The sequence below is a fragment of the Kroppenstedtia sanguinis genome, assembly GCF_050433445.1.
Lineage (GTDB): Bacteria > Bacillota > Bacilli > Thermoactinomycetales > DSM-45169 > Kroppenstedtia > Kroppenstedtia sanguinis.
This window is the reverse complement of the sequence record NZ_JBNPXF010000010.1, coordinates 34747-61615: the sequence shown is the minus strand read 5'-3', so window position 1 is coordinate 61615 and position 26869 is coordinate 34747. Positions and strand designations below refer to the sequence as shown.

General features: G+C 53.1%; 24 protein-coding genes. 2 read left to right on the top strand and 22 right to left on the bottom strand.

Annotated elements, in window-relative coordinates; translation table 11 throughout:
- Positions 1 to 112 precede the first annotated feature (112 nt).
- The 7 genes from JOD24_RS08050 to JOD24_RS08020 all read right to left on the bottom strand — a co-directional run bounded on the left by JOD24_RS08050 (position 113) and on the right by JOD24_RS08020 (position 9761).
- Positions 113 to 1066, bottom strand: a complete 954-nt coding sequence (locus tag JOD24_RS08050; protein ID WP_380166692.1) for an EamA family transporter — start codon at positions 1064 to 1066, stop codon at positions 113 to 115.
- A gap of 383 nt (positions 1067 to 1449) precedes the next feature.
- On the bottom strand, positions 1450 to 2730 hold the full coding sequence (locus JOD24_RS08045) for a dihydrolipoamide acetyltransferase family protein (RefSeq protein WP_380166690.1): 1281 nt from the start codon (positions 2728 to 2730) through the stop codon (positions 1450 to 1452).
- Between the two features lie 16 nt (positions 2731 to 2746).
- Entirely contained in the window at positions 2747 to 3730 is a 984-nt protein-coding gene (locus tag JOD24_RS08040) for an alpha-ketoacid dehydrogenase subunit beta (RefSeq protein ID WP_429246711.1), read from the bottom strand.
- A gap of 12 nt (positions 3731 to 3742) precedes the next feature.
- Entirely contained in the window at positions 3743 to 4735 is a 993-nt protein-coding gene (locus JOD24_RS08035; RefSeq protein WP_429246710.1) for a thiamine pyrophosphate-dependent dehydrogenase E1 component subunit alpha, read from the bottom strand.
- A 29-nt stretch (positions 4736 to 4764) separates the two neighbouring features.
- The gene (lpdA, locus tag JOD24_RS08030; protein WP_380166684.1) at positions 4765 to 6189 is read right to left on the bottom strand and encodes a dihydrolipoyl dehydrogenase; all 1425 of its coding nucleotides are present in this window, start codon (positions 6187 to 6189) and stop codon (positions 4765 to 4767) included.
- Positions 6190 to 6229: 40 nt separating this feature from the next.
- Positions 6230 to 7330, bottom strand: coding sequence for a Glu/Leu/Phe/Val family dehydrogenase (locus JOD24_RS08025; RefSeq protein WP_380166682.1), 1101 nt, complete (start codon positions 7328 to 7330; stop codon positions 6230 to 6232).
- A gap of 358 nt (positions 7331 to 7688) precedes the next feature.
- Positions 7689 to 9761: a sigma 54-interacting transcriptional regulator gene (locus JOD24_RS08020; RefSeq protein ID WP_429246709.1), complete on the bottom strand. Its 2073-nt coding sequence runs from the start codon at positions 9759 to 9761 to the stop codon at positions 7689 to 7691.
- A 121-nt stretch (positions 9762 to 9882) separates the two neighbouring features.
- Here JOD24_RS08020 and JOD24_RS08015 point away from each other — a divergent pair, with 121 nt between their 5' ends.
- On the top strand, positions 9883 to 10161 hold the full coding sequence (locus JOD24_RS08015; RefSeq protein ID WP_380166678.1) for a DUF2627 family protein: 279 nt from the start codon (positions 9883 to 9885) through the stop codon (positions 10159 to 10161).
- Between the two features lie 174 nt (positions 10162 to 10335).
- Positions 10336 to 11436 carry a M24 family metallopeptidase gene (locus JOD24_RS08010; protein ID WP_429246708.1) on the top strand — a complete coding sequence of 367 codons (1101 nt, stop codon included), beginning with the start codon at positions 10336 to 10338 and terminating at the stop codon, positions 11434 to 11436.
- A 49-nt stretch (positions 11437 to 11485) separates the two neighbouring features.
- Here JOD24_RS08010 and JOD24_RS08005 read toward each other — a convergent pair whose 3' ends face one another.
- The 15 genes from JOD24_RS08005 to xseA all read right to left on the bottom strand — a co-directional run bounded on the left by JOD24_RS08005 (position 11486) and on the right by xseA (position 26848).
- Positions 11486 to 12325: a hypothetical protein gene (locus JOD24_RS08005; RefSeq protein ID WP_429246707.1), complete on the bottom strand. Its 840-nt coding sequence runs from the start codon at positions 12323 to 12325 to the stop codon at positions 11486 to 11488.
- Positions 12322 to 13005: a glycosyltransferase family 2 protein gene (locus JOD24_RS08000; protein WP_380166672.1), complete on the bottom strand. Its 684-nt coding sequence runs from the start codon at positions 13003 to 13005 to the stop codon at positions 12322 to 12324. Before JOD24_RS08000 ends, JOD24_RS08005 begins: the two co-directional genes overlap by 4 nt.
- Positions 13002 to 13649 carry a copper transporter gene (locus JOD24_RS07995; RefSeq protein WP_380166670.1) on the bottom strand — a complete coding sequence of 216 codons (648 nt, stop codon included), beginning with the start codon at positions 13647 to 13649 and terminating at the stop codon, positions 13002 to 13004. The genes JOD24_RS08000 and JOD24_RS07995 overlap by 4 nt, the downstream gene beginning before the upstream one ends.
- A 4-nt stretch (positions 13650 to 13653) precedes the next feature.
- Positions 13654 to 14832 carry a putative cytokinetic ring protein SteA gene (steA, locus tag JOD24_RS07990; RefSeq protein ID WP_429246706.1) on the bottom strand — a complete coding sequence of 393 codons (1179 nt, stop codon included), beginning with the start codon at positions 14830 to 14832 and terminating at the stop codon, positions 13654 to 13656.
- A gap of 176 nt (positions 14833 to 15008) precedes the next feature.
- Positions 15009 to 15785 (bottom strand): sporulation transcription factor Spo0A, encoded by a 777-nt coding sequence (gene spo0A, locus JOD24_RS07985; RefSeq protein WP_380166666.1) that lies wholly within the window; start codon positions 15783 to 15785, stop codon positions 15009 to 15011.
- A 110-nt stretch (positions 15786 to 15895) separates the two neighbouring features.
- Complete coding sequence (gene spoIVB, locus JOD24_RS07980; protein WP_429246705.1) at positions 15896 to 17227, bottom strand: SpoIVB peptidase; 1332 nt, start codon at positions 17225 to 17227, stop codon at positions 15896 to 15898.
- A gap of 157 nt (positions 17228 to 17384) precedes the next feature.
- The gene (gene recN, locus JOD24_RS07975; RefSeq protein WP_380166662.1) at positions 17385 to 19079 is read right to left on the bottom strand and encodes a DNA repair protein RecN; all 1695 of its coding nucleotides are present in this window, start codon (positions 19077 to 19079) and stop codon (positions 17385 to 17387) included.
- Between the two features lie 13 nt (positions 19080 to 19092).
- Complete coding sequence (gene ahrC / locus JOD24_RS07970; protein ID WP_380166660.1) at positions 19093 to 19539, bottom strand: transcriptional regulator AhrC/ArgR; 447 nt, start codon at positions 19537 to 19539, stop codon at positions 19093 to 19095.
- Entirely contained in the window at positions 19536 to 20420 is an 885-nt protein-coding gene (locus JOD24_RS07965; protein WP_380166658.1) for an NAD(+)/NADH kinase, read from the bottom strand. Before JOD24_RS07965 ends, ahrC begins: the two co-directional genes overlap by 4 nt.
- 30 nt (positions 20421 to 20450) lie before the next feature.
- Complete coding sequence (locus JOD24_RS07960) at positions 20451 to 20969, bottom strand: hypothetical protein (RefSeq protein WP_380166656.1); 519 nt, start codon at positions 20967 to 20969, stop codon at positions 20451 to 20453.
- A gap of 57 nt (positions 20970 to 21026) precedes the next feature.
- On the bottom strand, positions 21027 to 21848 hold the full coding sequence (locus JOD24_RS07955) for a TlyA family RNA methyltransferase (protein ID WP_380166654.1): 822 nt from the start codon (positions 21846 to 21848) through the stop codon (positions 21027 to 21029).
- Between the two features lie 6 nt (positions 21849 to 21854).
- Positions 21855 to 23753, bottom strand: a complete 1899-nt coding sequence (gene dxs / locus JOD24_RS07950) for a 1-deoxy-D-xylulose-5-phosphate synthase (protein ID WP_380166652.1) — start codon at positions 23751 to 23753, stop codon at positions 21855 to 21857.
- Between the two features lie 572 nt (positions 23754 to 24325).
- Positions 24326 to 25222 carry a polyprenyl synthetase family protein gene (locus tag JOD24_RS07945; RefSeq protein ID WP_429246704.1) on the bottom strand — a complete coding sequence of 299 codons (897 nt, stop codon included), beginning with the start codon at positions 25220 to 25222 and terminating at the stop codon, positions 24326 to 24328.
- A gap of 2 nt (positions 25223 to 25224) precedes the next feature.
- Positions 25225 to 25494 (bottom strand): exodeoxyribonuclease VII small subunit, encoded by a 270-nt coding sequence (xseB, locus tag JOD24_RS07940; RefSeq protein WP_380166648.1) that lies wholly within the window; start codon positions 25492 to 25494, stop codon positions 25225 to 25227.
- Positions 25478 to 26848 carry an exodeoxyribonuclease VII large subunit gene (xseA, locus tag JOD24_RS07935; protein WP_380166646.1) on the bottom strand — a complete coding sequence of 457 codons (1371 nt, stop codon included), beginning with the start codon at positions 26846 to 26848 and terminating at the stop codon, positions 25478 to 25480. Before xseA ends, xseB begins: the two co-directional genes overlap by 17 nt.
- Positions 26849 to 26869 lie beyond the last annotated feature (21 nt).

Sequence of the window (26869 nt, the reverse complement as noted above, 5' to 3'; positions counted from 1 at the left end):
AGCTTGGGTTTTCATGGAGCCTCTTTGGCTCATTAGAATTTAGGTCTCAAATGTGATACCCACCTCACAAAAGCGGCTTCCATCGGGGGAAGCCGCTTTGCTTTGCTCTATATCAAACCCCTCTTGCAGGTTTGGAGTCGCTCTGGTCCAGGGCTTGCTCCCGGCGGCCGCCGATAGAAAGAAGAATCACTGTCCCCATGATCAGAATGGCCCCCAGCCACTCTCCCGGCCCAAAGGGCACCCCCAGCCACCAGACCGCCAGCACCGCAGCGGTCAGAGGCTCGGCACAGGAGAGCATTCCCGTTTCTGATGGCAGAAGAAAACGGAGACTGTCCAAATAAAGAAAAAAAGGCACCAACGTCCCAAACACTACCACCAGCAAGATCAAAAGGATCGTTCCTACACTCCAAACCGACCAAGGGGCTGCCCAAGGTGGACAGAGGAATGCCAGAGTCACCCCACCAATCAACATCGCCCACCCCACTACCGGTGCCGAACCCCATCGTTTCAACAGCCGGGAAGGATACACCGTGTAAAAGGCGAGGGTACCCGCTGATAGCAATCCCCAGATCAAAGCCGTAGGTGAGATCGAGAGAGAAGACCCCTTGCCGCCGGTAACCAAAAAGAAGGTACCCACCAATGCGCAACTAACCGCCACCCACTCTCGGTTCTGCGGCATTCGTCCCATGGAGAGAGCCACCCATCCCGTCAACAGGACCGGTCCCAAGTATTGGAGCAACGTCGCTGTAGCCGCATTTCCCGCATCGATGGCAGCGAAAAAAGTATATTGGACCCCCAACATCCCCACCACTCCAAATAGCAGAAGCTCCCTCCGGTCCTTCGGATTTTTCCAGAGGGCTTGCACGGACCTTCTTTCTTGGCGCAAGGAGAGAAACAGGAGAAGCAGGATTCCCGAAACCAGCAGACGGACAGTCACCAGCCAACCGGGATCCACCTGTTGTTGCTGGAAAAGATGCTGGGCCACGGTACCAGAGCCTCCCCACAGCATCGCCGCCCCCAACACCATAGCAAAACCTTTGATCCGATCGTTTTTACCCTGAGACACTTATTGAGTTCCTCCTTTTCCCATCTCCCCCCTGCCAACCCCACCTGGTCCTTCATGGACCCATTCCCGGAATAGCCCCCTGCTCCGCCGGATCCTTCCATAGGCTATATGAAATATATCGCATATAAAATAGCAAAGGCAATCCCTTCTCTATGAAAGAGGCGCGACGGAAAAGTAGATTGCCGTTGTCTCTAGAACCTTCATAAAAAACTGTTCACAGGGAGGGTGGGGATCACATGGAGTGACTTGGGCTCGTCTGAACAACGGAACAATAGGTGAAACCCCATCCCAACCGTCCAAGACCCAAGTAAATCACAACGCTTACCCCATATCGCCGAGTTCTCAAAAAAGCACCCTGATCACAGGGTGCTAAAAGAACCAATCTAAATCTGTGTATCGGGGCCGTAGGACTCCAAACGTTCTTTGACCCGCTGGAGAAAGCGACCAGCCATCAGACCATCCAGAATGCGATGGTCCAAAGAGAGGCAGAGGTTGACCAGATCGCGAACAGCGATCATATCCTCCTTGATGACCGGCTGTTTCACAATCGACTCCATTGAGAGGATTGCCGCCTGGGGATGATTGATGATCGGCTGAGAGGCGATGGAACCGAAGGAACCGGTGTTGTTGACAGTAAAAGTACCACCGGACAGATCATCCATAGCCAGCTTACCAGCCCGGGTTTTCTCCGCCAGTTGCTGAATCGCCTTGGCCAGGCCCAGGATGCTTTTTTCGTCGGCATCATGAATCACCGGAACGTAGAGTGCATCCTCCGTGGCGACAGCGATGGAGATGTTGATCCGCTTTTTCAGTATGATCCGGTCTCCACCCCAGGTGGAATTGAGATAGGGGAATTCCTTCAGGGAGTCCACCACTGCCTTGATGAAGAAAGGCAGATAGGTCAAGGAGATGCCTTCTCTCTTTTTAAACTCTTCCTTCCTCATTTGCCGCAGTTTGACCAAACCGGTTACATCCGCCTGCATCATCATCCAAGCGTGAGGGGCTTCCTGTTTACTGGTCACCATGCGCTGAGCGATGGTTTTGCGCACATTGGTGAGAGGAAGCTCCTGATCCCCCGGCTCCAAACTAATAGCGGATTCGGACTCGGCAAGGGTAGCTGGCGAGACTGCGGCTTGGACAGGCTCCGATGTCGGTGTGGGTGTCACCGGTTCCACAGGTTCCTTGCGAAGTGTAGCAGTATCGGCCTGTTCGGATTCGATCAGTTGCAGCAGATCCTTACGTGTGATGCGGCCGCCTTTTCCCGTTCCCTCTACCTGCTCCAGATCGATGTCGTTCTCCTGGGCGAGGCGAAGTACCGCCGGGGAATAGCGACGTTTCATCGATTCGTCCCCTGGGGCTGTCACGGAGGCTTCCGCTTCTGGCTTTTGCTCCGTGTTCTGCTCAGGAAGGAGTGCCTCCCCTTTTCCATCTTCCTGGATCCGGCAGATCAGCTCCCCGACCTCCACCGTTTTCCCTTCTTCCGTGACGATCTCCGTCATCGTACCGCTAAAGGTGGCGGGTACTTCCGCATTCACTTTGTCGGTCGCCACTTCACAGAGGGGCTCATACTTAGCGACGGAATCCCCGGGTTGCTTCAACCACTTGGTAATCGTCCCTTCCGTCACGCTCTCCCCCAGCTGAGGCATCGTAATATCGGTCGCCATCGGTGTACCTCCTCCTTTAAAACTCCACCAACTCCCGGATGGCCCGGGTCACTTTTTCAGGATTAAGCATAAATTCCTTTTCCAAAGGCGGGCTGTAAGGCATCGCCGGCACATCCGGGCTACAGAGACGACGGACCGGAGCATCCAGTTCAAAGAAAGCTTCCTGTGCGATCACCGCCGCCACTTCCCCGCCAAAGCCACCGGTCTGGTTGTCTTCGTGGATGATCAGGACTTTCCCCGTTTGCGCTACAGCTTCCAGGATCGCCTCTTTATCCAGGGGAATCAGGGTGCGCAGGTCCAGTACATGGACACTGATCCCCTCCTTCTCCAGCTCCTCCGCCGCCTTTAACGCAAAATGGAGGGTCATTCCGTAAGAGATGACAGTCACATCCGTGCCTTCCCGCTTCACTTCCGCCTTGCCGATCGGAAGGGTGTAATCTTCTTCCGGTACCTCCCCTTTGATCAGGCGATAGCACCGTTTATGTTCAAAGAAGAGGACCGGATCTTCATCCCGGATTGCACTTTTGAGCAGACCCTTTACATCGTAAGGAGTGGAGGGGGTCACGATCTTCAGTCCTTGCACCCCTGCAAACATGCTCTCCACACTCTGAGAATGGTAGAGTGCTCCGTGAACTCCGCCTCCATAAGGGGCTCGCACCACCATCGGACAATGCCAATCATTGTTGGAACGATAGCGCATCCGAGCCGCTTCGCTGACGAGTTGGTTGACCGCCGGCATGATGAAATCAGCAAATTGGATCTCCGCCACCGGACGCATCCCGTAGACGGAGGCTCCGATGGCAACCCCGGCGATGGCGGACTCCGTCAAGGGAGTGTCCAACACCCGCTCAGCGCCGAATTCTTCGATCAGACCGGCGGTGGCTCGGAAAACTCCACCCCGGACGCCCACATCCTCCCCCAACACAAACACCCGCTCATCCCGTTGCATCTCTTCCTGGAGGGCCTGGGTTACTGCATCGATATAGGAAATCACCGGCATGTTTCTCTCCTCCTAATCCGCATAGACATGAGTATAAGTCTGTTCCACCTCGGGGTAGGGCGCCGCTTCCGCATATTCTGTCGCTTCATCCACCAGTTGGGTGATCTCCCGGTTGAGAATCTCCTCTTTCTCTTCGTCCAACAGTCCAATATCCTGCAAATATTGATTGAATTGAACCAAAGAGTCCTTTTTGCGGGCTTCCTCCACTTCTTCCTTTTTCCGATAAGTCCGATCGTCGTCATCGCTGGAATGAGGAACCAGGCGGTAGGAGATCGCTTCAATCAAAGTGGGGCCCTCCCCTCGACGGGCCCGATCAGCAGCTTCCCGCACCGCCTGGAATACTTTCAATGGATTGTTTCCATCCACCTCGATCCCTGGCATGCCGTAGCCCTGCCCCCGAGCGGCAACACTTCCCCCGGCCAATTGCTTTTCCACCGGTACGGAGATAGCATATTTATTGTTTTCGCACATAAAGATCACGGGAAGTTTATGAATACCCGCGAAGTTCAATCCTTCGTGAAAATCCCCCTGATTGCTGGAGCCTTCCCCGAAGGTAGTCAAGGTTACAAAATCTTTTTTCTCCATCTTGGCGGCTAAAGCCACACCGACAGCATGCAATAATTGGGTGGTGACGGGGCTGGAGCCGGAAACGACCCGGAACCGTTTATCCCCGTAATGGCCAGGCATCTGCCGACCGCCGCTGTTGGGATCTTCTGCCTTGGCAAACGCGGACAGCATCTGATCACGGGCGGATTGACCGAATGCCAGCATCATTCCCAGATCCCGATAGTAAGGGCACAGCCAATCTTTTTCCCTGTCCAGAGCGAAGGCTGCTCCCACTTGGATCGCCTCCTGTCCCTGACAGGAGATCACAAAGGGAATCTTCCCCGCCCGGTTCAACAACCACATCCGCTCGTCCACTTTCCGGGCCAACAGCATCATACGATACATTTCCAACGCCTGATCGTCGGACAAGCCCAACGCTTGGTGTTCTTCGTTACCCATTGACGGATCCCTCCGTTCTTGATCTGCTTTTAAAAATGAATCGGCAGTCCTTCCAAGGCTGTGGAAACCTCTCCGTACACTTCTGATAAGGTCGGATGGGGATGAATTACCTGGGTGATCTCCCAGGGAGTGGCATCCAGTACCTTGGCCAGTCCGGCCTCGGAGATCAGGTCGGTGGCATGGGGACCGATGATATGTACCCCCAGGATATCCTCTGTCTTTTGATCCGCCACCAGTTTGATAAACCCGTCGGATTCCCCAAGAACCAATGATTTACCCACACCTCGGAAGGGAAATTTCCCCACTTTCACATCGTAGCCCTTCTCTTTTGCCTCTTTCTCGGACAGACCGATACTCCCCACCTCGGGACGACTGTAGGTGCAACGAGGCACCAGGGTGGGATCCAGAGGATGAGGTGAATGGCCGGCTAGATGTTCCACTGCTAGGATGCCTTCATGGGAAGCGACGTGGGCCAACTGATATCCGCCGATGACGTCCCCGATGGCGTAGATGTGGGATTCCGTAGTTTGCATGAAGGGATTCACCTGGATGCATCCTTTCTCCAGTTGAATCGATGTGTTGGACAAGCCGATATCTTCCGTGTTAGGCTCGCGACCGACGGAGACCAACATCCGTTCGGCATCCAAAGGCAGTTTTTCTCCGCCTTTGTCCACCTGGTACGCCACCCGCCCCTCCTCCACCCGGACCGACTCCGACAAGACCTTGGCTCCGGTGAGGACCTTCACCTTCCGTTTTTTCAGTAGCCGGGCCATTTCTCTGCTCACATCGGCATCTTCAAAAGGAAGAATCCGATCGGCAAACTCAACCACAGTCACCTCTACACCGAAATCACTCAACATCGAGGCCCACTCAACCCCGATCACACCTCCGCCGACAATCACCATCGATCGTGGCAGACTTTCCATCTCCAATGCATGATCGGAGAACATCACATACTCTCCGTCCACCTCCAACCCGGGGAGAGACCGAGGGTGAGAGCCAGTGGCGATGATCACATGCTCAGGAACCAACATCTCTGCTTCGCTTCCGTCGGCCTTCTCCACAGAGATGGTTCCCGGCATGGGCGAAAAGATGGAGGGACCCAGAATTCGCCCGGTCCCTTCGATCACAGTCACCCCGTTTTTATGCAAAAGTTGCTGGATCCCTTTATGCAGCTGATCCTTCACCCGGTTTTTTCGTCCTTGAACCAGGTCCATTTCTAGTTGGACCTCTCCGACCCGAATCCCATAGTCTTCGCTCTGCCTCATCTCGTGATAGAGCTCTGCACTTCGCAAGAGGGACTTGCTGGGGATACATCCCTGGTGAAGGCAAACCCCGCCCACTCTCTCCTTTTCCACCACCGCGGTCTTCATGCCCAGTTGGGCCGCTCGGATCGCGGCAACATAACCGCCCGGGCCAGCTCCCAAAACGACGAGGTCGTAGTTATCAGCCATGGTTTCTTTCCACTCCCTTTTTCTTCCCGGTTGATAGTTTTCAGCGAACCCGCATGTTCAGGAGCGTCCGCTCGTTTTGCAAAAACGTGCTACGGGATTGGCTCAGGGTCGCAATCCGTTCCTCAGCCATGCGATCCGCAGCTTTGTAGCTGGGAATGTGGTCCCGTTTGGCGATTTCGAACACCCGACGGATCGTCTGGTAGATGCCCTCCACTTTTTTCATCGCCCGTTCTCGATTATACCCCAACAGCTCATCTGCCACATTGATGACACCACCGGAATTGATTACATAATCCGGGGCGTAAACGATCCCCATTTCCGTGAGAAGATCCCCGTGCTCATCAGTTTTCAGCTGATTGTTGGCAGAACCGGCGACTACTTTGCATTTCAGGCGCTGAATCGTGTCATCATTGATGACGGCACCTAGAGCGCAAGGGGAAAAAATATCGCACTCTACATCATAAATCGCGTCAGGGGCCACTGTCTCCGCTCCGAAATCCCGGACCGCTCGCTCCATATTATCCTGGCTGATATCGGTGACGACTAATTTCGCCCCTTCCTCATGCAAATGCTGGCAAAGTCGGTAGGCTACATTTCCCACACCCTGTATCGCCACCGTCTTCCCTTGTAAGGAATCGTCTCCAAAGGCCTCTTTGGCCGCTGCTTTCATCCCCTGATAGACACCGTAAGCAGTGACGGGAGAAGGATTGCCGCTGGAACCGAAGGCAGGGGAGATGCCGGTAACATAGGGGGTCTCTTCATGGATCAGATCCATGTCTTCCACCGTGGTACCCACATCCTCCGCCGTGATATACCGTCCGTTCAAGCCATGGATAAAACGCCCGAAAGCACGAAACATCGCTTCACTTTTATCTTGCTTAGGATCCCCGATGATCACGGCTTTTCCGCCGCCCAGATTGAGACCCGCCGCCGCGTTTTTATAGGTCATGCCCCGTGCGAGACGGAGTGCATCCTCAATCGCATCTTCCTCCGAAGCATATGTCCACATCCGCGTCCCCCCCAGGGCCGGCCCCAAGGTAGTGTCGTGAATTGCGATAATCGCTTTCAGACCGGATGCTTCATCCTGACAGAACAGGAGTTGTTCGTAATCATATTTGCCCATGTAATCAAAGATTTTCACAGAAATTTGCCTCCTTGTTTGTTTGTGGCTCCCGAAAGCAAACCCATCGATCCTGTCACATCAAAAAAAAATCCACAGGACTTTGGGAGCCACCCCACACTGGATTGATTTCGGTATGAGTGGGAAAGGAGAATAAAAATGAAAACGCTTTCCTACGTATTGATCCCCATCTTTCCCTCATACCAGAGCAGTCCCTCTTTACTTTCTCATGCTGCCACTCCCTTGTAAATGAAGCAATATCCATACCAAAGGGTAAATAAGCGGGATTTCAGCTATAAATCGACTCGGCAGGAGAGATTCTGCAAAATCTTGCAGTGACTCTGCTCCATATTTCCTGCAAAAGATTGCAATTGAGATTTTAGGTCTTCGATTCCGTCCCACGATTTGAAATCTGATATCGCTCCAACTTGTAATACAGATTTCGGACTGAAATTCCGAGACGCCGGGCTGTCTCCGTTTTATTGCCCCAAGTCTCCTCAAAAACCCGAAGAATATGAGCCCGCTCCGCCTGGGAAACCACTTGTTGCAACGTCCGGCTCCCTCCCGTCCCAGGCTCTGGCAATGCGGGAGGTTCCATAGAGGAAGGAAGGGGCAATAAGTGTTCCTTACGGATCTCTCGCTCACTGTAATGCATGTGGATCATCGCCCGCCCCAGCACATTTTCCAGCTCTCTCACATTTCCGGGCCAACGATAAGCTTCCAATACATCGAGAGCCTCCCGATGAATCGAAGTCACATTTCGTCCGTACTCTTGATTAAATTTTTTTACCAAATGGAGAGAAAGCGCCTGGATGTCAGTCACCCGTTGACGAAGGGGCGGAATATGGATAGGAAGCAGATTGAGACGGTAGTAGAGATCCTCCCGGAACCGCTTTTCTTGAATCGCTTGCTCCAGATCCACATGGGTGGCGGCAATCACCCGCACATCCACGGGGACAGGTTTGGCTCCCCCCACCCGGACAATCTCTTTCTCCTGCAGAGCACGGAGGAGTTTGGCTTGAGTGGAAGGAGAAAGCTCTCCGATTTCATCGAAAAAGATCGTCCCCCCGTCAGCCTCTTCAAAAAAACCTTTTTTGCCGCCTCTTTTGGCTCCGGTGAAGGCTCCTTCCTCATAGCCGAACAGCTCGCTCTCCAACAGCGACTCTGGAATGGAAGCACAGTTGACTCGGATGAATTGATTGTACTTTCGGTCACTGTCATTGTGAATGGCATGGGCGAACAGCTCTTTTCCCGTTCCCGACTCCCCCCGCAACAAAACAGTGGCCCGAGTGCGGGCACCTTGGCGAGCCTCTTCCAGTGCCAACTGCATCGCTTGGCTCTCGCCGATAATATCATCAAAGGTGTATTTTGCTTCCAAAGTGCGAATCAAACGGCGGAATCGTTCCAGTTCCCGGTACAATTCCTTGATTTCCGACAGATCCTGTATGATGGCGACGCTCCCTTTCAATTGGCCTTCCACTGTGATCGGAGCCGCATTGACCACCACGTCTTTCCGGTGGGATCCCACTTTCATCGGCACCCCGCGGACCGGTTTGCCTGTCCGGATGACTTTCAGGTGCATGCTCTCCCCCTCAGAGATGTCCGTATCCGCCGGTTTTCCAATCACTTCCGAAGGCGTCAGTCCCGTCAGCCGGGTATAGGCCGGATTGATCAGGATGCCGAGTCCTTCCGTATCCACGACAGAGATGGCATCATCGGAGGAGTCAATGATCGCCTGCAGTTGACTTTTCATACTTTTCAAGTCGGTCACCTGTTGCGCGAGGGAAGTCACTTCCGTGATATCACGGAAAACCGAAACCACACCGATTACCTGACCTTTCCGGTCGGTCACCGGTTCCCGGTTGGTGACGATTTTTTTGCCGTTATCCAGTTCCAGCGATTGATTCAACGACCGTTTCCCGGTCTGCAACACCTGATTCAGACGGGCATCGGGCAACACTTGATCCACCTTTTGGCCCATCACCCGGTCTGCCGGTTGTCCGATGAGTCGTTCTGCGGCCCGGTTGAACAGAGTGACCCGTCCCTCACGGTTGACTGCGATCATGCCGTCATGGGTAGAGTTCACAATGGCATCCAGTTCGCGCTGGCGCAGACGCCAAGCTTCAAACCACTGCTCTTTTTCCGCGATCAACTGCATGATCAGGTGGGCCACTTCTCCAGGAACCACCAACGTGCCCTCTCCTTTGACCTCGCACAGATGCCGATAGACCCTCGGATCCCCTGTCACCTCCAGGACCACATCAGGCCCTTCTTTCAGAAACGGATACACCTCTTGGCCGGTCGGGACCCCATGCCGTTTCGCTTCCAGAATCGCCGGTGCGTCTAGTCTGAGATCGACTACACCGGTCACGTGAATCCGTTCCATTTGGAACAGTGTCCGGAAAAAGGCGGTGCCGCCTTTTCCCCCACCCACGATCAGAAACTTTTTCATCGGCCGCCCTCCCGTCTCCAGTCTCCGTTATTCATCTTATCACAACCCAAGGTAAGGGATGGGGGGCATGGCATTCCCCGTTGAAATAGGGTAGGATAAGGAGTGGATAAGGGGTGGTCTCATGCTATATCAACGATTATTAGCATTAGTCTTGCTGTGTATCCCTGGTGTAGCGGGAGTCTACGGCTGGACCCTGATGAAGAATGTCATTTTCGAGACCCTCGCAGGAAAGCCTTTCGCTTGGCTTCCTTTTCTGGGAGGGCTGTTGCTCTTTGTTCTCGGAATGCTCTTTATCGCCGGTTTTCTCTTCTATCGGGAATCCAAAAGAAACAATGTGCAACCCATGCTTCTCCCTCGAAAAAAGAAAAAACTGACTCCCAAAAACGGGGTGGAAAAATAGAGTCTGAACAAGCAGGGGTTTCCGCAAAACAAGGGAAACTCCTGCTTGTTTGACCTGGAAACGGACACCAGTCTCACCGTTATGTTCCCTTCCGCTCTCTATCATGGAGTGTTATGGTGAGTAAGACCATCCTGAATCGAGGGAAAAATCACCCTTCGAAGGAGGCTGATGCATGTGAATCACCGTCTAGAAAAACTGTCCGGTTGGCTGAAGCATGAGCAAATCGAGCTGGCGATGATCCAGGATCCCGCCAATCTCTTTTATCTCACCGGATTTGAATGTGAACCCCATGAACGATTGATAAGCCTGTTTGCCTTTCCAGAGCAAGAGCCTTTCATCATTTTGCCGAAGCTGGAAATGGATCGCCTGAAGGATTCCGGGTGGGCCTATGGAATTACTCCCTACGAAGATACTGACAATCCCTGGGAGGCAATCCATTCCCTGCTGAATGATCGCAAACTCCTTCCTTTCCAAAGCGTGGCGGTGGAACCGGACCACCTCTCCTATAACCGTTCTCAAGCCCTCCTCCAGTTATCCCCGGAAGCCAAGTTGCTCTCCCTTTCTCCTCAACTGGAGGCGATGCGAGCCATCAAAGATGAAACTGAAATCCAATCCGCCGCAAAAGCCGCCCGCTTTGCCGACTTGGCTGTGGAAACCGGGATCGAAGCACTGAAACCCGGTTGTACGGAATTGGAGGTGGTGGCCCGAATCGAATATGAGATGAAACGACAGGGAATCCGGGAAATGTCCTTTTCTACCATGGTCTTATTTGGAGAAAAATCTGGCGACCCCCACGGCAAACCGGGAACACGCAAGTTACAGGAAGGGGATTTGGTGCTGTTCGATCTGGGGGTGATCGTCGAGGGTTACGCCTCGGACATTACCCGAACCGTTGCCTTTCGCTCCATCGGCGAAGAAGCGAATCGCATTTATGAAACGGTACGTCGAGCCCAGGAAGCGGCCCTGGATCAATGCCGTCCGCAAACTCCGATGATGGAGGTGGACCAGGCGGCCCGTCAGGTGATAACAGAAGCCGGTTACGGTCCCCAGTTCTCCCACCGGATTGGCCACGGACTGGGAATCTCCTCTCATGAGTATCCTTCTCTTCACGGAAAAAACAAGGACCTTCTCTCCGAAGGAATGATCATCACCGTAGAACCCGGAATTTACGTTCCTGGAATCGGCGGTGTCCGGATCGAGGACGATCTGGTGATCACCGCAGACGGTCATCAGGTGTTGACCCGGTTCCCCAAGGAACTGCAAATCGTCAAGTAACCCAAAAAATCACGGGACCTCCCCCGTGGTTTTTTGGGTTCGCAAAGGGTTATCGCCTCCCCACCCGGTCCAGGTAGGAGAGAAAACGGCTGTTCTCGATCACTCGGGTAAAGGAAATCACCTCACCCAACCCGTGACCCAGCACCAGCAGAAGATCCAGCAGAATAATCAGCCAGGGGGGAGAGAGCCAGGCCAACCAGATTCCCAATTGGATGCCTAACAGGTTGGAGCCGCTGTCCCCCAACATGAACCGGGCAGACAAATCCCCTTTCAACACCGCTGCCGCCAAACCGAGAAGCGGGAGAAACAACAGACCCTCCCCTGAACCCAGATGCAGAACAAAAAGTACTCCCCCTAAAACCAGATAAAATTTCAATGCCCGTCCCGGACGAAGGTCCAGCAAGTTGAGCCAATTGGTCATCAATCCGATCAGAAGTGTATGTAACAACCAGAGAAACCCATTCCCATCGGCAGTGATGATCGCCGCCATTGCCGCCACCACCCCGCCCCCCACCGCTTTTAGCAGTCCGGTGGTCAACCTTCCTTCCTCCATCAATGTTCGAAAATGCCCCGCAAAACCCTTATCCCGATGGTTTCCCAAGGTGTCATCCAGCCACCCGAGAAAGGCTACGGTGATCGATGCTAACATTACCGCAGCAAAGAGAGAAAAGGAGAACAGGGGAATCCACCGGGACAAGCCGAGGATCACTGCGGATAAAAATAATAAGAGCACGGCCAGAAATCCCCCCAAGGAAGTAGGTACCCGTTCCCCTTTGTAATTGACAGCTGTCACACCCGCCGACAACAAAAAACGCCTCCCCGGATCGAGGAAAAAGCGACCCACACCATAGGATATGAGCAACAGAAGGATGGACAAAAGCTGGTTCATGCAGGTTGCCTCCAGAGTCGGATCAATGTTCCCAAAATCGCTGCAAACTGTTTCCCCCGATGAACAAATCCCCTCCAATCCCGGCCTGTCTCCCGGTGACTGAGTGGCAACGGGATCTCCTGGAGTGTATATCCCTTCCGGAGCGCCCCCACCGTCATGCCCACTTCCATTCCAAAACCACCAGAGACGACCCCCAAACTCTCCATCAGTTCCCTGGTGACCGCCCGCTGCCCCGACAAAACTGCCTCCACGGTGGTACCCGTCAATCGGCGGACCCCATAGCGAGCCAATTTTTTAACCAAGCCAAATCCCCCTTTTTTCCGAGCGGCAGGAAAGGAGGCAATCGTCATATCCACATCCTCTTTTAGAACAGGACCCACTAAGGCACCACACAATCGGGCATATCCCTCCAGATCTGCGTCCACAAACAAAAAAACATCTCCCGCCGCCACCTCTAGCCCCTTGGTGAGAGCCACTCCCTTGCCTCCGTTTTGCGGAAGGCGAATCACCCGATCTGCCAAAAATTCCGCTTTTCGAGCCGTCTGATCCCGACTGCCATCGTCCACAACGATAATCTCATCGACTTCCTTCACCTGTTGCAGGGCTGACAGTGTCCTTTCGATTCGCTTCTCCTCGTCAAAGGCGGGAATGATGGCGCTGACAAGTAGAGTCTCTCTCATGGGGATGCCTCTTTTCTTCCGTTGGTCGCATCTTGAATCCATCGAATCCATTCAAAGGTTTGCAGGGACTCCCCTGTATAGGGACCGGGGAGAAAGATGGATTTCTCCGAGTTCATTCCAAAGACTGGGCGGGAAGTTTCCTCCCCCCGGCGCGGTATGAGCACCGGTCCCGAATAACTCATCCGAACATCTCGCATCCATTGGGAGTCATGAGGGATTTTGTCAGAGAGGTCTGGCAATACCACAATGGCATCAAAACGATCGGGCAAACTGGGAAAGGCTGATAAACGGGCAATCCCCCCTCCCGCCGCTTGGATCGCCTCCCTCAACTGGCTCACTTCCGTATCCGATCCCCCGAGCACAAGAACCAAGCGATCTTTTAACCGACCTTTGACAGCCTCTCGCAGCAGCGCCCGATTTTGTCCGCGCAGACGTTTCAGGGTTTTTTCCCGCCCCTGTAGATCCTTGCGAAGGCGGTCCTGATCCTTGGAGAGCTGATCCATTCTCAGTTCCAATTTTTCCACCAGAATTCCCTCCCGTTGTTCCAACCAGGAGTGACCCCCGCTACCTCCGAGAAAGATCCCCACTCCAAGGGAAAGGAAAACCGCGATCAGAACAGAAAAGAGGGTACGGTTCGAAATCATGACATCACACCCAGGAGGAAAATAAGATTTTGACGTTTAACCACATCAGTCTGGCCATATAAAACAAATGCGGATTTACTGTCGTCAAAGCCAAAATCGGGAAAGCAGAGGCAAGGGTCAACCCAGCCATCTCTTTGATCGGGAGCTTTCTACTTCGGCTGTACAGGCGATGAATCCCTCTGGCGTCCACCAGTTTAGGCCCTACTTTGATGCGGGTCAACAACGTGCTGGACATCCCCTTCCGCCCCTTCTCCAGAAAATCGATGACATGGGAGTGGGAGCCGACGGCGACGATGAGCTGTGCCCCTTCCTGGTCCGCCATCAACATGGCTACGTCTTCACTTGTCCCTGGACAGGGAATCAAATGGGCCGTCAACCCCAGTCTCTCCACCCGATTCATACCCGGGGCCCGTCCATCGGGATAGGCATGCACTACCAGTTCAGAACCTGCTAGCAGAGCCGAATCCGAGACCGAATCCATATCTCCCAAGATCAAATCCGGGCGGAAACCACATTCTAACAAGGCATCGGCTCCCCCATCCACACCCACCAGTACCGGATCGGCCTCCCGCAGATAAGAGCGCAATATTTGCAAGTCCCGTTCATAGCCTCCTCCCCTCACCACAATCACCACATCTCTTCCCCTCATCTTTGTGATCAGGGAAGGAATAGGCAACCGCCGGCTGACAAGGGAACGTTCCCGCTGGGCATAATCCAGGGTGTTATCCACAAAGGATTCCAGGGTTTCATCCAGATGATCTGTCGCCTCTTCCATCTTCTGTTGCCAATGACTCGGATCCAGGCGAAGCCCTTGAGCCACCTCCACCCAAGTTCCCGACTGCTTATGGTACAGACGGTCCCGATGGATACAAAGTTCATCTCCCTCCACAATCTGGTCCAGAACTTCACTGCCCATATCCTCGAGCAAAGGAACCCCGGCCTCCAGCAATAACCCGGCTCCCCGAGCTGGATAGGTTCCTCCGATGGAGGGAGCGACATTCACCACCCCGCCCACTCTCTTCTTAATCAGGCCCTCCGCAGCCACTTCATCCAAATCCCGATGATGGATCACAGCAATCTGACCGGGACGGACCCGTTGTATCAACCGTTTAGTCTGACGATCCACCGCTGCAGATCCATGACAAATCCGTTTACGGACCGGTAGTCCATAAGAAAACAGCATCGAAGACGGGCTCCTTTGCCTCCAGTTGACTACTTATATTATGTAAGAGTTCCTTCTGCTTCATACCCTTCCTTTACAAGAGACCGATTCGCCTCCGCAAAAGACTAAAGTTCCCCTCGAGATCGCAAATAAAAAAACGGCATGCAAAAGCATACCGTCTCGATCCATCCCATCCTTTAACCCACCTTGTGTTCAATCCTCAGCTTATCTGCAACCATGGCGATAAATTCAGAGTTGGTGGGCTTCGCTTTGCTGACATTGATTGTATATCCGAAGAGCTTGCGAATGGATTCCATATTTCCCCGGCTCCAGGCTACCTCGATAGCATGGCGAATCGCCCGTTCGACCCGACTCGGGGTGGTGTTGTATTTTTCCGCGATCCGAGGATACAAAGTTTTCGTGATCGCCCCCAGCAGTTCCACTTCATTGTAGACCATGGTGATCGCTTCCCGTAGATACAGATAACCTTTGATATGAGCGGGAACACCGATTTCATGAATCACACTGGTGATGTGTGCGTCTAGATTGTCCGATCGTTCACCTGTTGTAGCTACTGCACTTCCCTGGGTGGTTGTGACTGGACGTCCCTGCATCTGCCGGATCCGGTCTGTCAACACATCCATGTCAAAGGGCTTGAGGATATAGTACGCCGCCCCCAACTCCACTGCCCGTTGTGTAATATTTTCCTGACCGAATGCCGTCAACATGATGATTTTCGGCATCGGTTCCGGCCGGCCATTCAGTTTCTCCAACACCCCCAGACCATCGAGATGGGGCATGATGATATCCAGGACCAATACATCTGGTCTCTCTTTCTCCAGTAACTCCATCACTTCATTGCCATTATAAGCGATGCCGATCACTTCGATATCTTCTTGAAGATCCAGATGTTCTCTCAGAAGATCCGCAAACTCGCGGTTGTCATCAGCCAGCAACACACGCATCTTATCCAAAACAGGTCCCCCTCCCTCTCTGTAAAACGTCCTTGTCACTTTACTACATGGCTTCGACAAAAAACCGGTCATTCCCTCCTTCCTTTTTGGAAATTTCCTGATGCAGGGAATTATTTATAAAAAAAACGGGCTCCATCTTGGAGACCCGTTTTTTCCATTACACCTGCATCCTTCAGCATCCATTCAATATAGGTACCGTAACCCGATGTGGGATCGTTGACAAAGACATGGGTGACGGCCCCCACCAACTTCCCCTGTTGAATGATCGGACTGCCACTCATCCCTTGCACAATTCCACCGGTTTTTTTCAATAATCGGGGATCGGTCACTTTAATGATCATCCCTTTGGTGGCAGGATATTTTTGATGAATCTGATGGACAATTTCAATGCGGTAGCGTTCCACCTTTTCTCCTTCCACCACCGTCAAAATTTCAGCAGGTCCTTCCTTGACTTCCTCCGACAACCCTACAGGAATCGCTTGCTCATACAAACCCTTAGTCGGGTTTTGAGGCATTTTCCCAAAAATACCGAACTGCGTATTGCCTGTGATCGATCCTAACACCTGATTTTCCCGGAAAAAGATAGCTCTTTTTTCCCCCGGATCTCCTGTCTGTCCCTTTTCAATGGAAGTGACATTGGAGTGAACCACTTTTCCGCCCCCCACTTGAATAGGCTGGCGGGTGTCCATATCAGTGATCACATGTCCCAGAGCTCCGTAGACCCCTTTTCTGGGATCAAAAAAAGTTAACGTCCCCACTCCGGCTGCGGAATCCCGCACATACAAACCGATGCGGAATGTATTTTCTTTCTGATCCAATTCCGGTTGCAACGGCACCGTCTTCCGCTGATGCCCCCGACGGATCACGGTCTGGACCGATCGCTTTTCATCACCTGCTTTTTTCACGATCCGTGCCACTTGATTCACTTCATTCACCGGCTGCCCATCCATCTCCACAATGTAATCCCCTACCCGGATATCCGCCTTTTCCCCTGGAGAAGGACGGGTACTTCCCACCAAGTGATGACCGACAACCAATACCCCATCCGAGGCCAATTTCACCCCGATCGATTGCCCTCCGGGAATCACTCGGGTCTCCGGCAACACACGCACCATCATCCGCTTTAAAGGAACCTTGCCAAACAAGCGCAATGTGAGCTGGGTTTGCCCCAATTGTTTGGACATCAACGTCAGCGGTTGGTTCAGACTCACACGAACCGGATTTTGCCGGGCGCCGTTTATAGCCACGACATCGGGATTGGCGATGGAAACGGTGGCCGATGCGGGAAGGGTGAGGTGAAGCTGCTTTGGACTGCCTGTAAACAGTCGCATTTCCGCGGGAAGAGCCATGTATTGACGAAAAGGTGTACTCACTCCCCCCAGGATTAACAACAAAACCAAAAGCATGCCTGCCCACTTCTTATATATTTTTCTGTGCCCCACACATCTCACTCTCCTGCTTCCTGCCTACACCTCCACCTCGATGTTCCCATCGTATTTGTCAGTTTGCCGCGCCCGGCTTCCTTTTATGTTACGCAAATGATTCCTCAACCGCTTCCCAAATGAAAAATCCCCCCGCATTTGGAGGGATCGATTTGGATCATATCGCTTTTTTGGTTTGCTCAGCCAGGCGAAGCATCTCCAACGCATGATTTTTGGTTGTGTCTGTCACTTCCACGCCTCCGAGCATCCGTGCCAGCTCCATCGTCCGTCCCTCTTCGGTCAGCAACTTCAACCGGGTGCGGGTGGATTCTCCGTGGTTTTCTTTAAATATATGGAAATGGACATCGGCCATACAAGCCACTTGAGGCAGATGGGTCACACACAACACCTGGCAATTGCGAGCGAGTCGCGCAATCTTTTCCGCGATCGCCTGTGCAGCTCTCCCACTGACCCCTGTATCCACCTCATCAAAGATCAATGTATCCGCCGCACCCTCCATTTTCGCGAAGATGCTTTGCATCGCAAGCATGATCCGGGAAAGCTCCCCGCCGGAAGCGATTTTCACTAAAGGGCGAAGAGGTTCACCCCGATTGGGGGAGATCATAAATTCCACCTGATCGATCCCGTGAGGAGTAAATTCAGATGCATCGGTTGGATGAAAGGCGACAGAAAAACGAGTGTCTTTCATATTGAGATCCGATAATTGCAACTCCACCAACTGTTCCAATTCGGTTGCTGCAGCCCGCCGCAAAGTGCTCAACGCTTCCGCTTGCTCTGTCAGTTGCATGCTCAACTGATCATGCTTTTCTTTCAGTTCCGCCTTTCGTTCGTCCCGGTGTTCCAACTTTTCCAGCTCGGTTTCCACACTTTGTCCGTATGCGAGAATCTCTTGTACCGTTTCCCCATATTTTCGTTTCAGGTCATCGACGAGACGCAACCGTTCCTCCACTTGAGCGAGGCGGGCGGGATCAAATTCCAGTTCGTCCCGGTATCTTCCCAATTGCCGGGCCGCTTCTTCCACCTGGTAATAGGCGGATTGGATCAATTCCAGCACGCTGCTCAGGGATTCATCATAGGGGATAATCTCTTCCAGATCCCGGACCGCACGGTTGATACTTTCCGCTCCTTGATTTTCCCCGTATAAAGCTTCATAAGAGTCGGCAGCATTCTGCATCAGACGTTCCGCATGAGCCAATCGGCTGTGCTCCTGTTCAAGCGTCTCGTCTTCGCCGGCTTCCAGACGGGCGGCAGCGATCTCATCCCTTTGAAAGGTCAACATGTCGATGCGGCGGCTGACCTCTTTTTGATCGGCATCGATACGCTCCAACTGGTTTACAACGTCCCGGTATTCCACGTAGATACCCTGATACACCTGCAAACGCTTTTTCAGCTGGTTGCCTCCGAAAGCATCCAACCATCTCAAGTGTTCTTCCACCTGCAACAACTTTTGATGCTCATGTTGCCCATGGATCTCCACCAGGTGGGTCCCCACTTGTTTCAACATCGCCAAGGTCACTATTTGCCCGTTGATTCGACAAGTACTCTTCCCCGAATTGGAGATCTCCCGCCGGATCAGAAGATGATGGTCATCCGGCTCCAACCCCAACTCGGAGAGCACCCGCCGAGCCGGATGATTTTCCTCTAGCTCAAATAAGGCTTCAACCATAGCTTTTTTAGCATGATGTCGGACAAAATCGGTGGAACCCCGTCCGCCGGTCACCAGGCTGAGGGCATCAAACAGGATGGACTTTCCTGCGCCTGTCTCACCAGTCAATACATGAAATCCGTTGTCGAAGGTGACATGCACCTGTTCGATGATCGCAAAATCACGGATGGAGATTTCCCGCAGCATCAGTCATCCACTCCTACAACATTTCAATGAAACGGTTCTTGATGTGGGGAGCCTGCTCCCGATCCCGACAGATCAACATGATGGTATCATCCCCGGCGATCGTTCCCAGGATGTCAGGCCATGCGAGATGGTCGATCAGGACAGCGATAGCGTGGGCATTGCCGGGCATGGTTCTCATCACAATCAGATTTTCACTCAGATCAATGCCCACAAAGGCTTCCGTCAACATGCGCCTCAGCTTTTCGTGGGGATTGAAACGGTTGTCCGCCGGCAACGAATATTTATATGATCCATTATTCGTCGGGACTTTCACCAAATGCAACTCTTTGATATCTCTGGATATCGTCGCTTGGGTTACATTGTACCCTGCTTTCTTCAATTCGGCCACCAGGTCCTCCTGTGTTTCCACATCCCGGTGGGTGATGATTTCACGAATTTTGATATGCCGTTGTCCCTTCATACCCTGTCCTCCAGCTCTTCACCTTCATCTGGTTCACCTTGCAACTTTTTGCGAACCACTTCAAAGAAATCTCTTTCTTCCCATTTGATCAGATGGGTGAAATTCTGGGATTTCGCCACCCGGATCACATCATCCACTTTTAGGTGATAACCGAGTTGTCCGTCGATGGTGACCCCGAGATCCCGATGAGTGGCACTGACCCGGATTTCCAAGGTACTGTCCGCTGGCAGAACCATCGGTCGGGCGGTCAGTGTATGAGGACAGATCGGAGTCAAGAGGATGCATTGGACTCCAGGCCAGACAATCGGCCCCCCACAGGAGAGGGAATAAGCTGTCGATCCCGTAGGAGTGGACACGATCAATCCGTCCCCTGAATAGGTGCCCAGATATACACCGTCCATATAGACCGTCCCAGTGATCATCCGGCTAAAAGATCCCTTCGCAATCCCCACATCATTGAGGGCCACGTTTTTCTCCAACACTTTCCCGTCTCGGACCACTTCCGCATCCAACATCAATCGTTCTTCTATGTAGTAATCACCAGACAGGATTCGATCTACCGCAGTGGACAGACTATCTGGTTCCGCCTCTGACAAAAACCCGAGATTGCCAAGATTAAATCCCAGAATAGGGATGTTGGAGTCGGCGAAGCGTCGCGCCACACCCAGCAACGTCCCATCCCCGCCCAATACAAACACAATCTCCACCACATCCGGAAAACGATCCACCGCCAAGGACAGATCGGTGCGTGCGATGCTTTCAGCGATTTCGGGTTCTAGACATACCACTACCCCTCGCTTCTCCAGGAGGAGAACCAGTTCTTTCAGCACCACCCTCGCTTTGGGTTTCCCCTTGTTCACCAGAATCCCGAACCTCTTCAAATCGACTACACCTCCATCCGCCCCGAAGATTTATCGGACCAGAATTGCGATCAAGGCCCCCAGAGCCATCATGATGAGATGGGAGGTCCACCCCCGCCGTCTCTCCGGAGTCCGAACTCCCTGAATCTCAAAGGTGATTTTTTTCAAGGTGCCCTGTATCGGGTCAACGTATAAAATCCCTGTAGCTTGAAAGGCAAGAACATGGCCGAGAAATCGATCACGAATCGCTGCGCCGGACCAGCGGAGGGCTCTCTTAGCTTTGGCCAGCACGACCACATAGGTCTCTTCCCCCTCCAAGGCCACATAATCCGCGTACAGCCGGCTTTCATATTGATTCCCTCCGACCTGAATCCAAAGAGGCAACCGTTGTTTGGCCGCAATCACCTCGTAACCTTCCCGTTCCAACCAATCGGGAATCTCCCCCTGCACCGGTTGCTGTGAGTCCAAAACTAAGGGACGGCTCTTCACTTTCCGCCACGATCGGAACAACAACCAGAAAGCCAGGGTCATAAGCAGAAAAAGGACCACCACATCCCCGGGTTTCAACAAAGGAATCCCTCCTTTTTCCACTTATTCAACCCTTGGGACAGAAAATCCTGTCAGAGCTCATCCCTGTAGGGAATGGGCTTTCTCTACAGTTTCCTCGATCAAGTTTTCCAGATCCGTCGGAAGTAAGGAGTTTTCCATTGGACTTCGTTGCAACCAGCTGAGAAACTCAATGTTCCCCCTGCTACCGGTGATGGGAGAAGGGGCCAATCCTTTGAGGGAGAATCCTGCCGTGGTTGCCATCTCGGCAAAGCGGGCGAGTACCTTCTGGTGTACCTGGGGATCACGGACTATCCCTTTACGACCCACCTGTTCTCTACCTGCCTCAAACTGCGGCTTCACCAGGGCGACCACATCCCCGGGCATTTTCAGCAGAGCCTTCAATGGGGGCAGGATCAGGGACAGGGAGATAAAGGAGACATCTACTGTCGCAAAATCCGGCGTCTCCTCTGGCAAATCCTCCGCTTGCATATAACGGAAATTGGTTCGTTCCATCACCACCACCCGTGGATCCTGACGCAACTTCCAGGCCAATTGCCCATACCCCACATCCACGGCATACACTTTAACCGCCCCGTTTTGAAGGGCACAATCGGTGAAACCTCCAGTGGACGCCCCAACATCCAAGACAGTTCGTCCACCGAGATCCAACGGAAATACCTTCAAAGCCTGTTCCAGCTTCAGCCCCCCTCGGCTCACATAGGGATGCTCCCGTCTGGCAACCTCAACCGCTGCCTCGAGGGGGATCCGGGTACCTGGTTTGTCCATCCGTTCCCCATTCACCCGGACCCAGCCCGCCATGACCGCCCGTTGTGCCTGTTGACGGGTGGGGAAATATCCATTGTTGACGAGGACGAGATCCAACCGCTCCTTGGCCACCATTACTCCTCAAACCCGTTGCCGCTGGCCAGCGATGACCTGACGGGCGTTTTGGACGACATTTTCCGCGGTTAAACCTACTTCGGCAAGTTGATCCTTCACATCTCCATGCTCGACAAAATAGTCCGGTACCCCCATGGTTTGCACCGAAACATCGCAATTCGCTAGACCCGAGAAATATTCCAACACTGCACTGCCAAACCCGCCGCTGACACACCCCTCTTCGATCGTGATCACGGGAGCTCCTTCCATGTTCAACTGATCCAACAGCTCCGTATCCAGGGGTTTGGCGAATCGGGCGTTGACCACCTTCGCCTCCACCCCTTCCTCTGCTAGCCGCTCCGCCGCTTCCAGGGCCAGGGGAACCATCGTCCCAAAGGCGAGCAGAGACACATCCCGGCCTTCCCGCAACACTTCAGACTTGCCGATGGGAAGTTCCTTCAGTTCCGGATCTATCTCCACCCCGACACCTGTCCCTCTCGGGAAACGGACAGCGATCGGTCCGTTGTATCGATAGGCGGTATACAGCATGTGCCGGAATTCATTTTCGTCCTTGGGCATCATCACCACCATGTTGGGGATGCAACGCAGATAGGCGATGTCGTAAATCCCTTGGTGCGTCTCTCCATCGGCCCCGACAAAACCAGCTCGGTCTACAGCCAGGACCACGTCCAGTTTTTGACGGGCGATATCGTGGATCACCTGATCATAAGCCCTCTGCAGAAAAGTAGAATAGATCGCCAGCACCGGTTTCATCCCCTGAGTGGCCAAGCCTGCTGCAAAGGTGCCGGCATGTTGTTCGGCGATGCCCACATCAAAACAACGGTCTGGATACTTCGAGGCGAATTCATTCATCCCCGAGCCTCCCAGCATAGCCGGTGTGATCCCTACGACACGCTGATCTGTCTGTGCCAGTTGAATCAGAGTATCTCCAAACACCTTGGGGTATTTGACGGGACTCTCTTTTTTCGCCTCTGTTTTCACCTCTTGGTTCGCTTCCAATTTATATCCTTTAGATACGCCATGTAGTTTTTCTACATCATTTTCCGCTGGCAAATACCCTTTTCCTTTCACGGTGACTACATGAACCAAAACCGGTCCCTTCGTCTGATCTGCCAGCCGCAAACACTCCATCAGTTCATCCAGATTGTGCCCACTGACAGGCCCTAGATAAGTGAAGCCCAATTTTTCAAACAGAACTCCGGACACCACCAGGTATTTCATACTGTCTTTGATTCGTTCCGCTGCGGTGGCAAAAGCTCCTCCCACCGAGGGAATCTTTTTGAGAAAATACTCCACTTCTTCTTTCAGTTTGTGATAGTGACGATGTGTCCGCAGTCTGCCCAAATAATTGTGAATGGCACCTACGTTGGGGGAGATGGACATCTCGTTGTCATTGAGGATCACCATAATGTTCCGTTTTTCATTTCCGATATGGTTAAGCGCTTCCAGCGCCATTCCTCCGGTGAGAGCCCCGTCACCTATAATCGGGATCACTCGGTGATCTTCTCCCTTCAGATCCCGGGCAACCGCCATGCCCATCGCCGCCGACAGGGAGGTGCTACTGTGACCGGTCTCCCAAGTGTCATGCTCGCTTTCCACCATTTTGGGAAATCCGCACAACCCCTTGTATTGTCGGAGAGTATCAAATTGGGACCTGCGTCCGGTCAGGATCTTGTGAACATAGGCCTGATGTCCCACATCCCACAGCAGGCGATCCTTGGGACTATCAAAAAGATAATGCAATGCAAGAGTCAGTTCCACAATACCCAAATTAGACCCTAAGTGTCCTCCCGTCACAGATAAACTTTCAATCAGAAAATGGCGGATTTCCTCGGCCAAGCGGGGAAGTTCCTGGACAGGAAGTTTTTTTAATTGTTCCGGTGAATTGATCTGCTCGAGGTGCACGAAAAACGCCTCGCTTTCGTTTTCGTTTGCTGGCTGTTCTCTGTCGATGTAAAACTTTTTTCAGGTATATAAAAGACTTTACTGAGCCAAAAGATGGCATTCCTTAATCGAATATTTCCCGCTACTTTTCCGTCTGCTGAACCTCGATCCTGACCAGGCTTGTCAAGTGGGCTATCGTCAGCCAACTCCTCTCCCGAGCATAATTTGCAAAAATTGAAAACCAGTCGCGACCGTGAACGACCCAAAAGGCAAAAAGAACGGAATGCCGGCCGCATGCGGCGGCCGGCATTCCGTTCCGGCTGGACCAACGGCTTTCCACCGGTCTGCCACGGCCGATCTGACCGGAATCACAATTCGCACAGGGGTTGTTGGGAGGACGGTCATGGAGTGGAACACCATCACTGGCTGAAATGCCCGGCCCACCTGAAGACAACGCCCTTAATACCGGGCCCGGCGACGGATGTTCACCCCGCCTTCAAGGCGGGGTGAAACCTGGATATACGAATTTCCACTTCTGAATTGCAGACATTATATCATAACCTTGTGACCCCAGACAAATGAAGGAGACAAGCTCATTTGTCCCGTACAATTAGATAGTCGGCAATCGCCAACAACCGGTCCGGACGGATCCGTTCTTGAGAAGTGATCAACTGTTTGGCTTCCTCGATCAAAGATCTGACCCGCTCCTTAGAGGAATCCAATCCGAGGAGGGATGGATAAGTGGATTTATTTTTCACCTCATCGCTACCCACGGGTTTCCCCAGCTTTTGATGATCCCCAACCACATCCAGAACATCATCCTGGATCTGAAAGGCCAGTCCCAACCGTTCGGCGTATCCGGTCAACGCCTGGAGCTCATCCTCTCCGCTCCCAGCCACCATCGCCCCCATGCGGACAGACCCGGTGATCAAATCTCCGGTCTTGGAACGATGGATGTCCTGCAACTCATCTAGGGAGACCTCGCGACCTTCCCCCTGAATATCCTTCACCTGTCCGCCTACCATCCCTTCCGCTCCCACCCGAGCAGCACATTCTTGAATGAGAGTGAGTGCGGTCTCCCGAGGCAATTCCGCCTCCAGAGCTCCTTCAGCCATCAAACCGAAAGCCTGAGTCAATAAGGCATCCCCGGCTAGAATGGCCATCGCCTCCCCGTATATCTTATGATTGGTGGGATTTCCCCGGCGAAAATCATCGTCGTCCATTGCTGGAAGATCATCATGGATCAGGGAGTATGTATGGATCATTTCCACGGCACAGGCAAAGGGTAAAGCCTTCTCCTCACTCCCTCCCAAAGCCTCGGCAGTAGCCAAGGTCAAAACGGGTCGAAGACGTTTCCCCCCGGCCAGCAAGGAGTAGGCCATCGCCTCCCGTAATTTTCCGGGGACTCCCACCGGACTTTCCACATACTCTTTCAATCTGGATTCGATACTTTTCGCCTTCTCTTCTAAATATCGTTGGATTTCCTCCACGTTTACTCCACTTCCTCCTCTGGTTGAAAGGGTTTCTTCACCCATTCCCCATTTTCTTGGACCAACATTTCCACATGTTGCTCCATTTTCTCCAATTTCTCACCACAATAACGGGACAATTTCATACCCTCTTCAAACAGACGGATCGATTCTTCCAAGGGTACCTCTCCGCTTTCTAGATGCTCCACCACTTCTTCCAGACGATCCATCGCTTCTTCAAAGGACAGGTTTTCCGGTAAACCGGCTTCCTTCTGCTTATCGGCTTTTTCCATTGGAATCCTCCTCCATTCCCCAAATTTGGCATTTTAGCCTTCCGTCCGACAAGCGGATCCGGACCAGATCTCCCGCTTGCACCTGCTTCACAGATTGGATCAGTTCTTGCTCATCATAGCGATAAAGAAGGGAATATCCCCGATTCATTACTTTTAACGGACTCAAGGCGTCCAAATGCTCCATTTTCCCCTGCCATCGCCTGTGATAGTCCTGTAGAAGGCGGATCATCCCCGTCTTCGATTGACGCTGAAGACGCAGCCACCGGTCCTTCAACCGAGGAACGCGGAGAGCGGGATGGTGTCCTTGCAGTCGGTATGTCCGGCTTTCCAAACGGGAGCGAACAGGAGCCAAACCTTCTCTCGCTCCCCGCACCAGCTTCCCCCTCAATAGATCGAGACGCTGTTCAGCCTGCTCCAACCCCGTGGCGGGTCGACGAAAAACAGGTCGGTCCAGCCAGCGATTCAACCTCACTCTCTCCGCGATCAAACACTGGTTCATCCCCTGGATTAAGCGTTCCTGGACAGTTTTTAGACCGATTTGCAACTCTGCGAAATGAGGGACCACCATCTCCGCTGCCGCCGTCGGAGTCGACGCCCGGACATCGGCCACAAAATCGGCGATAGTGGTGTCCGTTTCATGTCCCACTGCTGAAACCACCGGAATTCGAGATTGGCGGATGCTGCGAGCCACCTCTTCTTCATTGAAGGCCCACAATTCTTCCAGGGATCCTCCTCCCCGTCCGACAATGATCACATCCACCTCTCCTGCCTGATTCATCCGGCCGAGAGCTTGAGCGATCTCCAGAGGAGCTTGGGGTCCCTGTACCGGCACCGGGTCCACAAGAATATCCACCCCCCGACTCCGACGTTGGATCGTAGTGATAATATCCCGTACCACTGCACCGTGAGCAGAGGTGATCACCCCCACGCGGCGGGGAAAGAAGGGAAGTCTTTTTTTCAGGGAGGGAGAGAAGAGTCCTTCCTCATCGAGCTTGTCTCTCAGCTGTTGAAAAGCGACATAGAGTTCCCCCACCCCGTTGGGTTGCATGTGGGTAACATAAAGCTGTGTCTGTCCGTCCCGTTCAAAAACCCCGACTCGTCCCCGGACCAAGACGTCATCCCCGTCCTTCGGCATAAACCGAAGCCGCCGGTTGTTTCCTGCAAACATTACCGCCCGGATCCGGGTCTGATGATCCTTGAGTGTAAAGTACATGTGTCCACGTCCGTGGTGTTTGAAATTGGAGATTTCCCCCTGCACCCAAACCCGGGACAACCCCGGATCCTCATCGATCACCTGTGTCAGGTGCTGTACCAGCCCCGAAACGGTCAGGACATCCTGTTCTCTCTCCCGCAACGCCGAACACCTCCAGCGGCT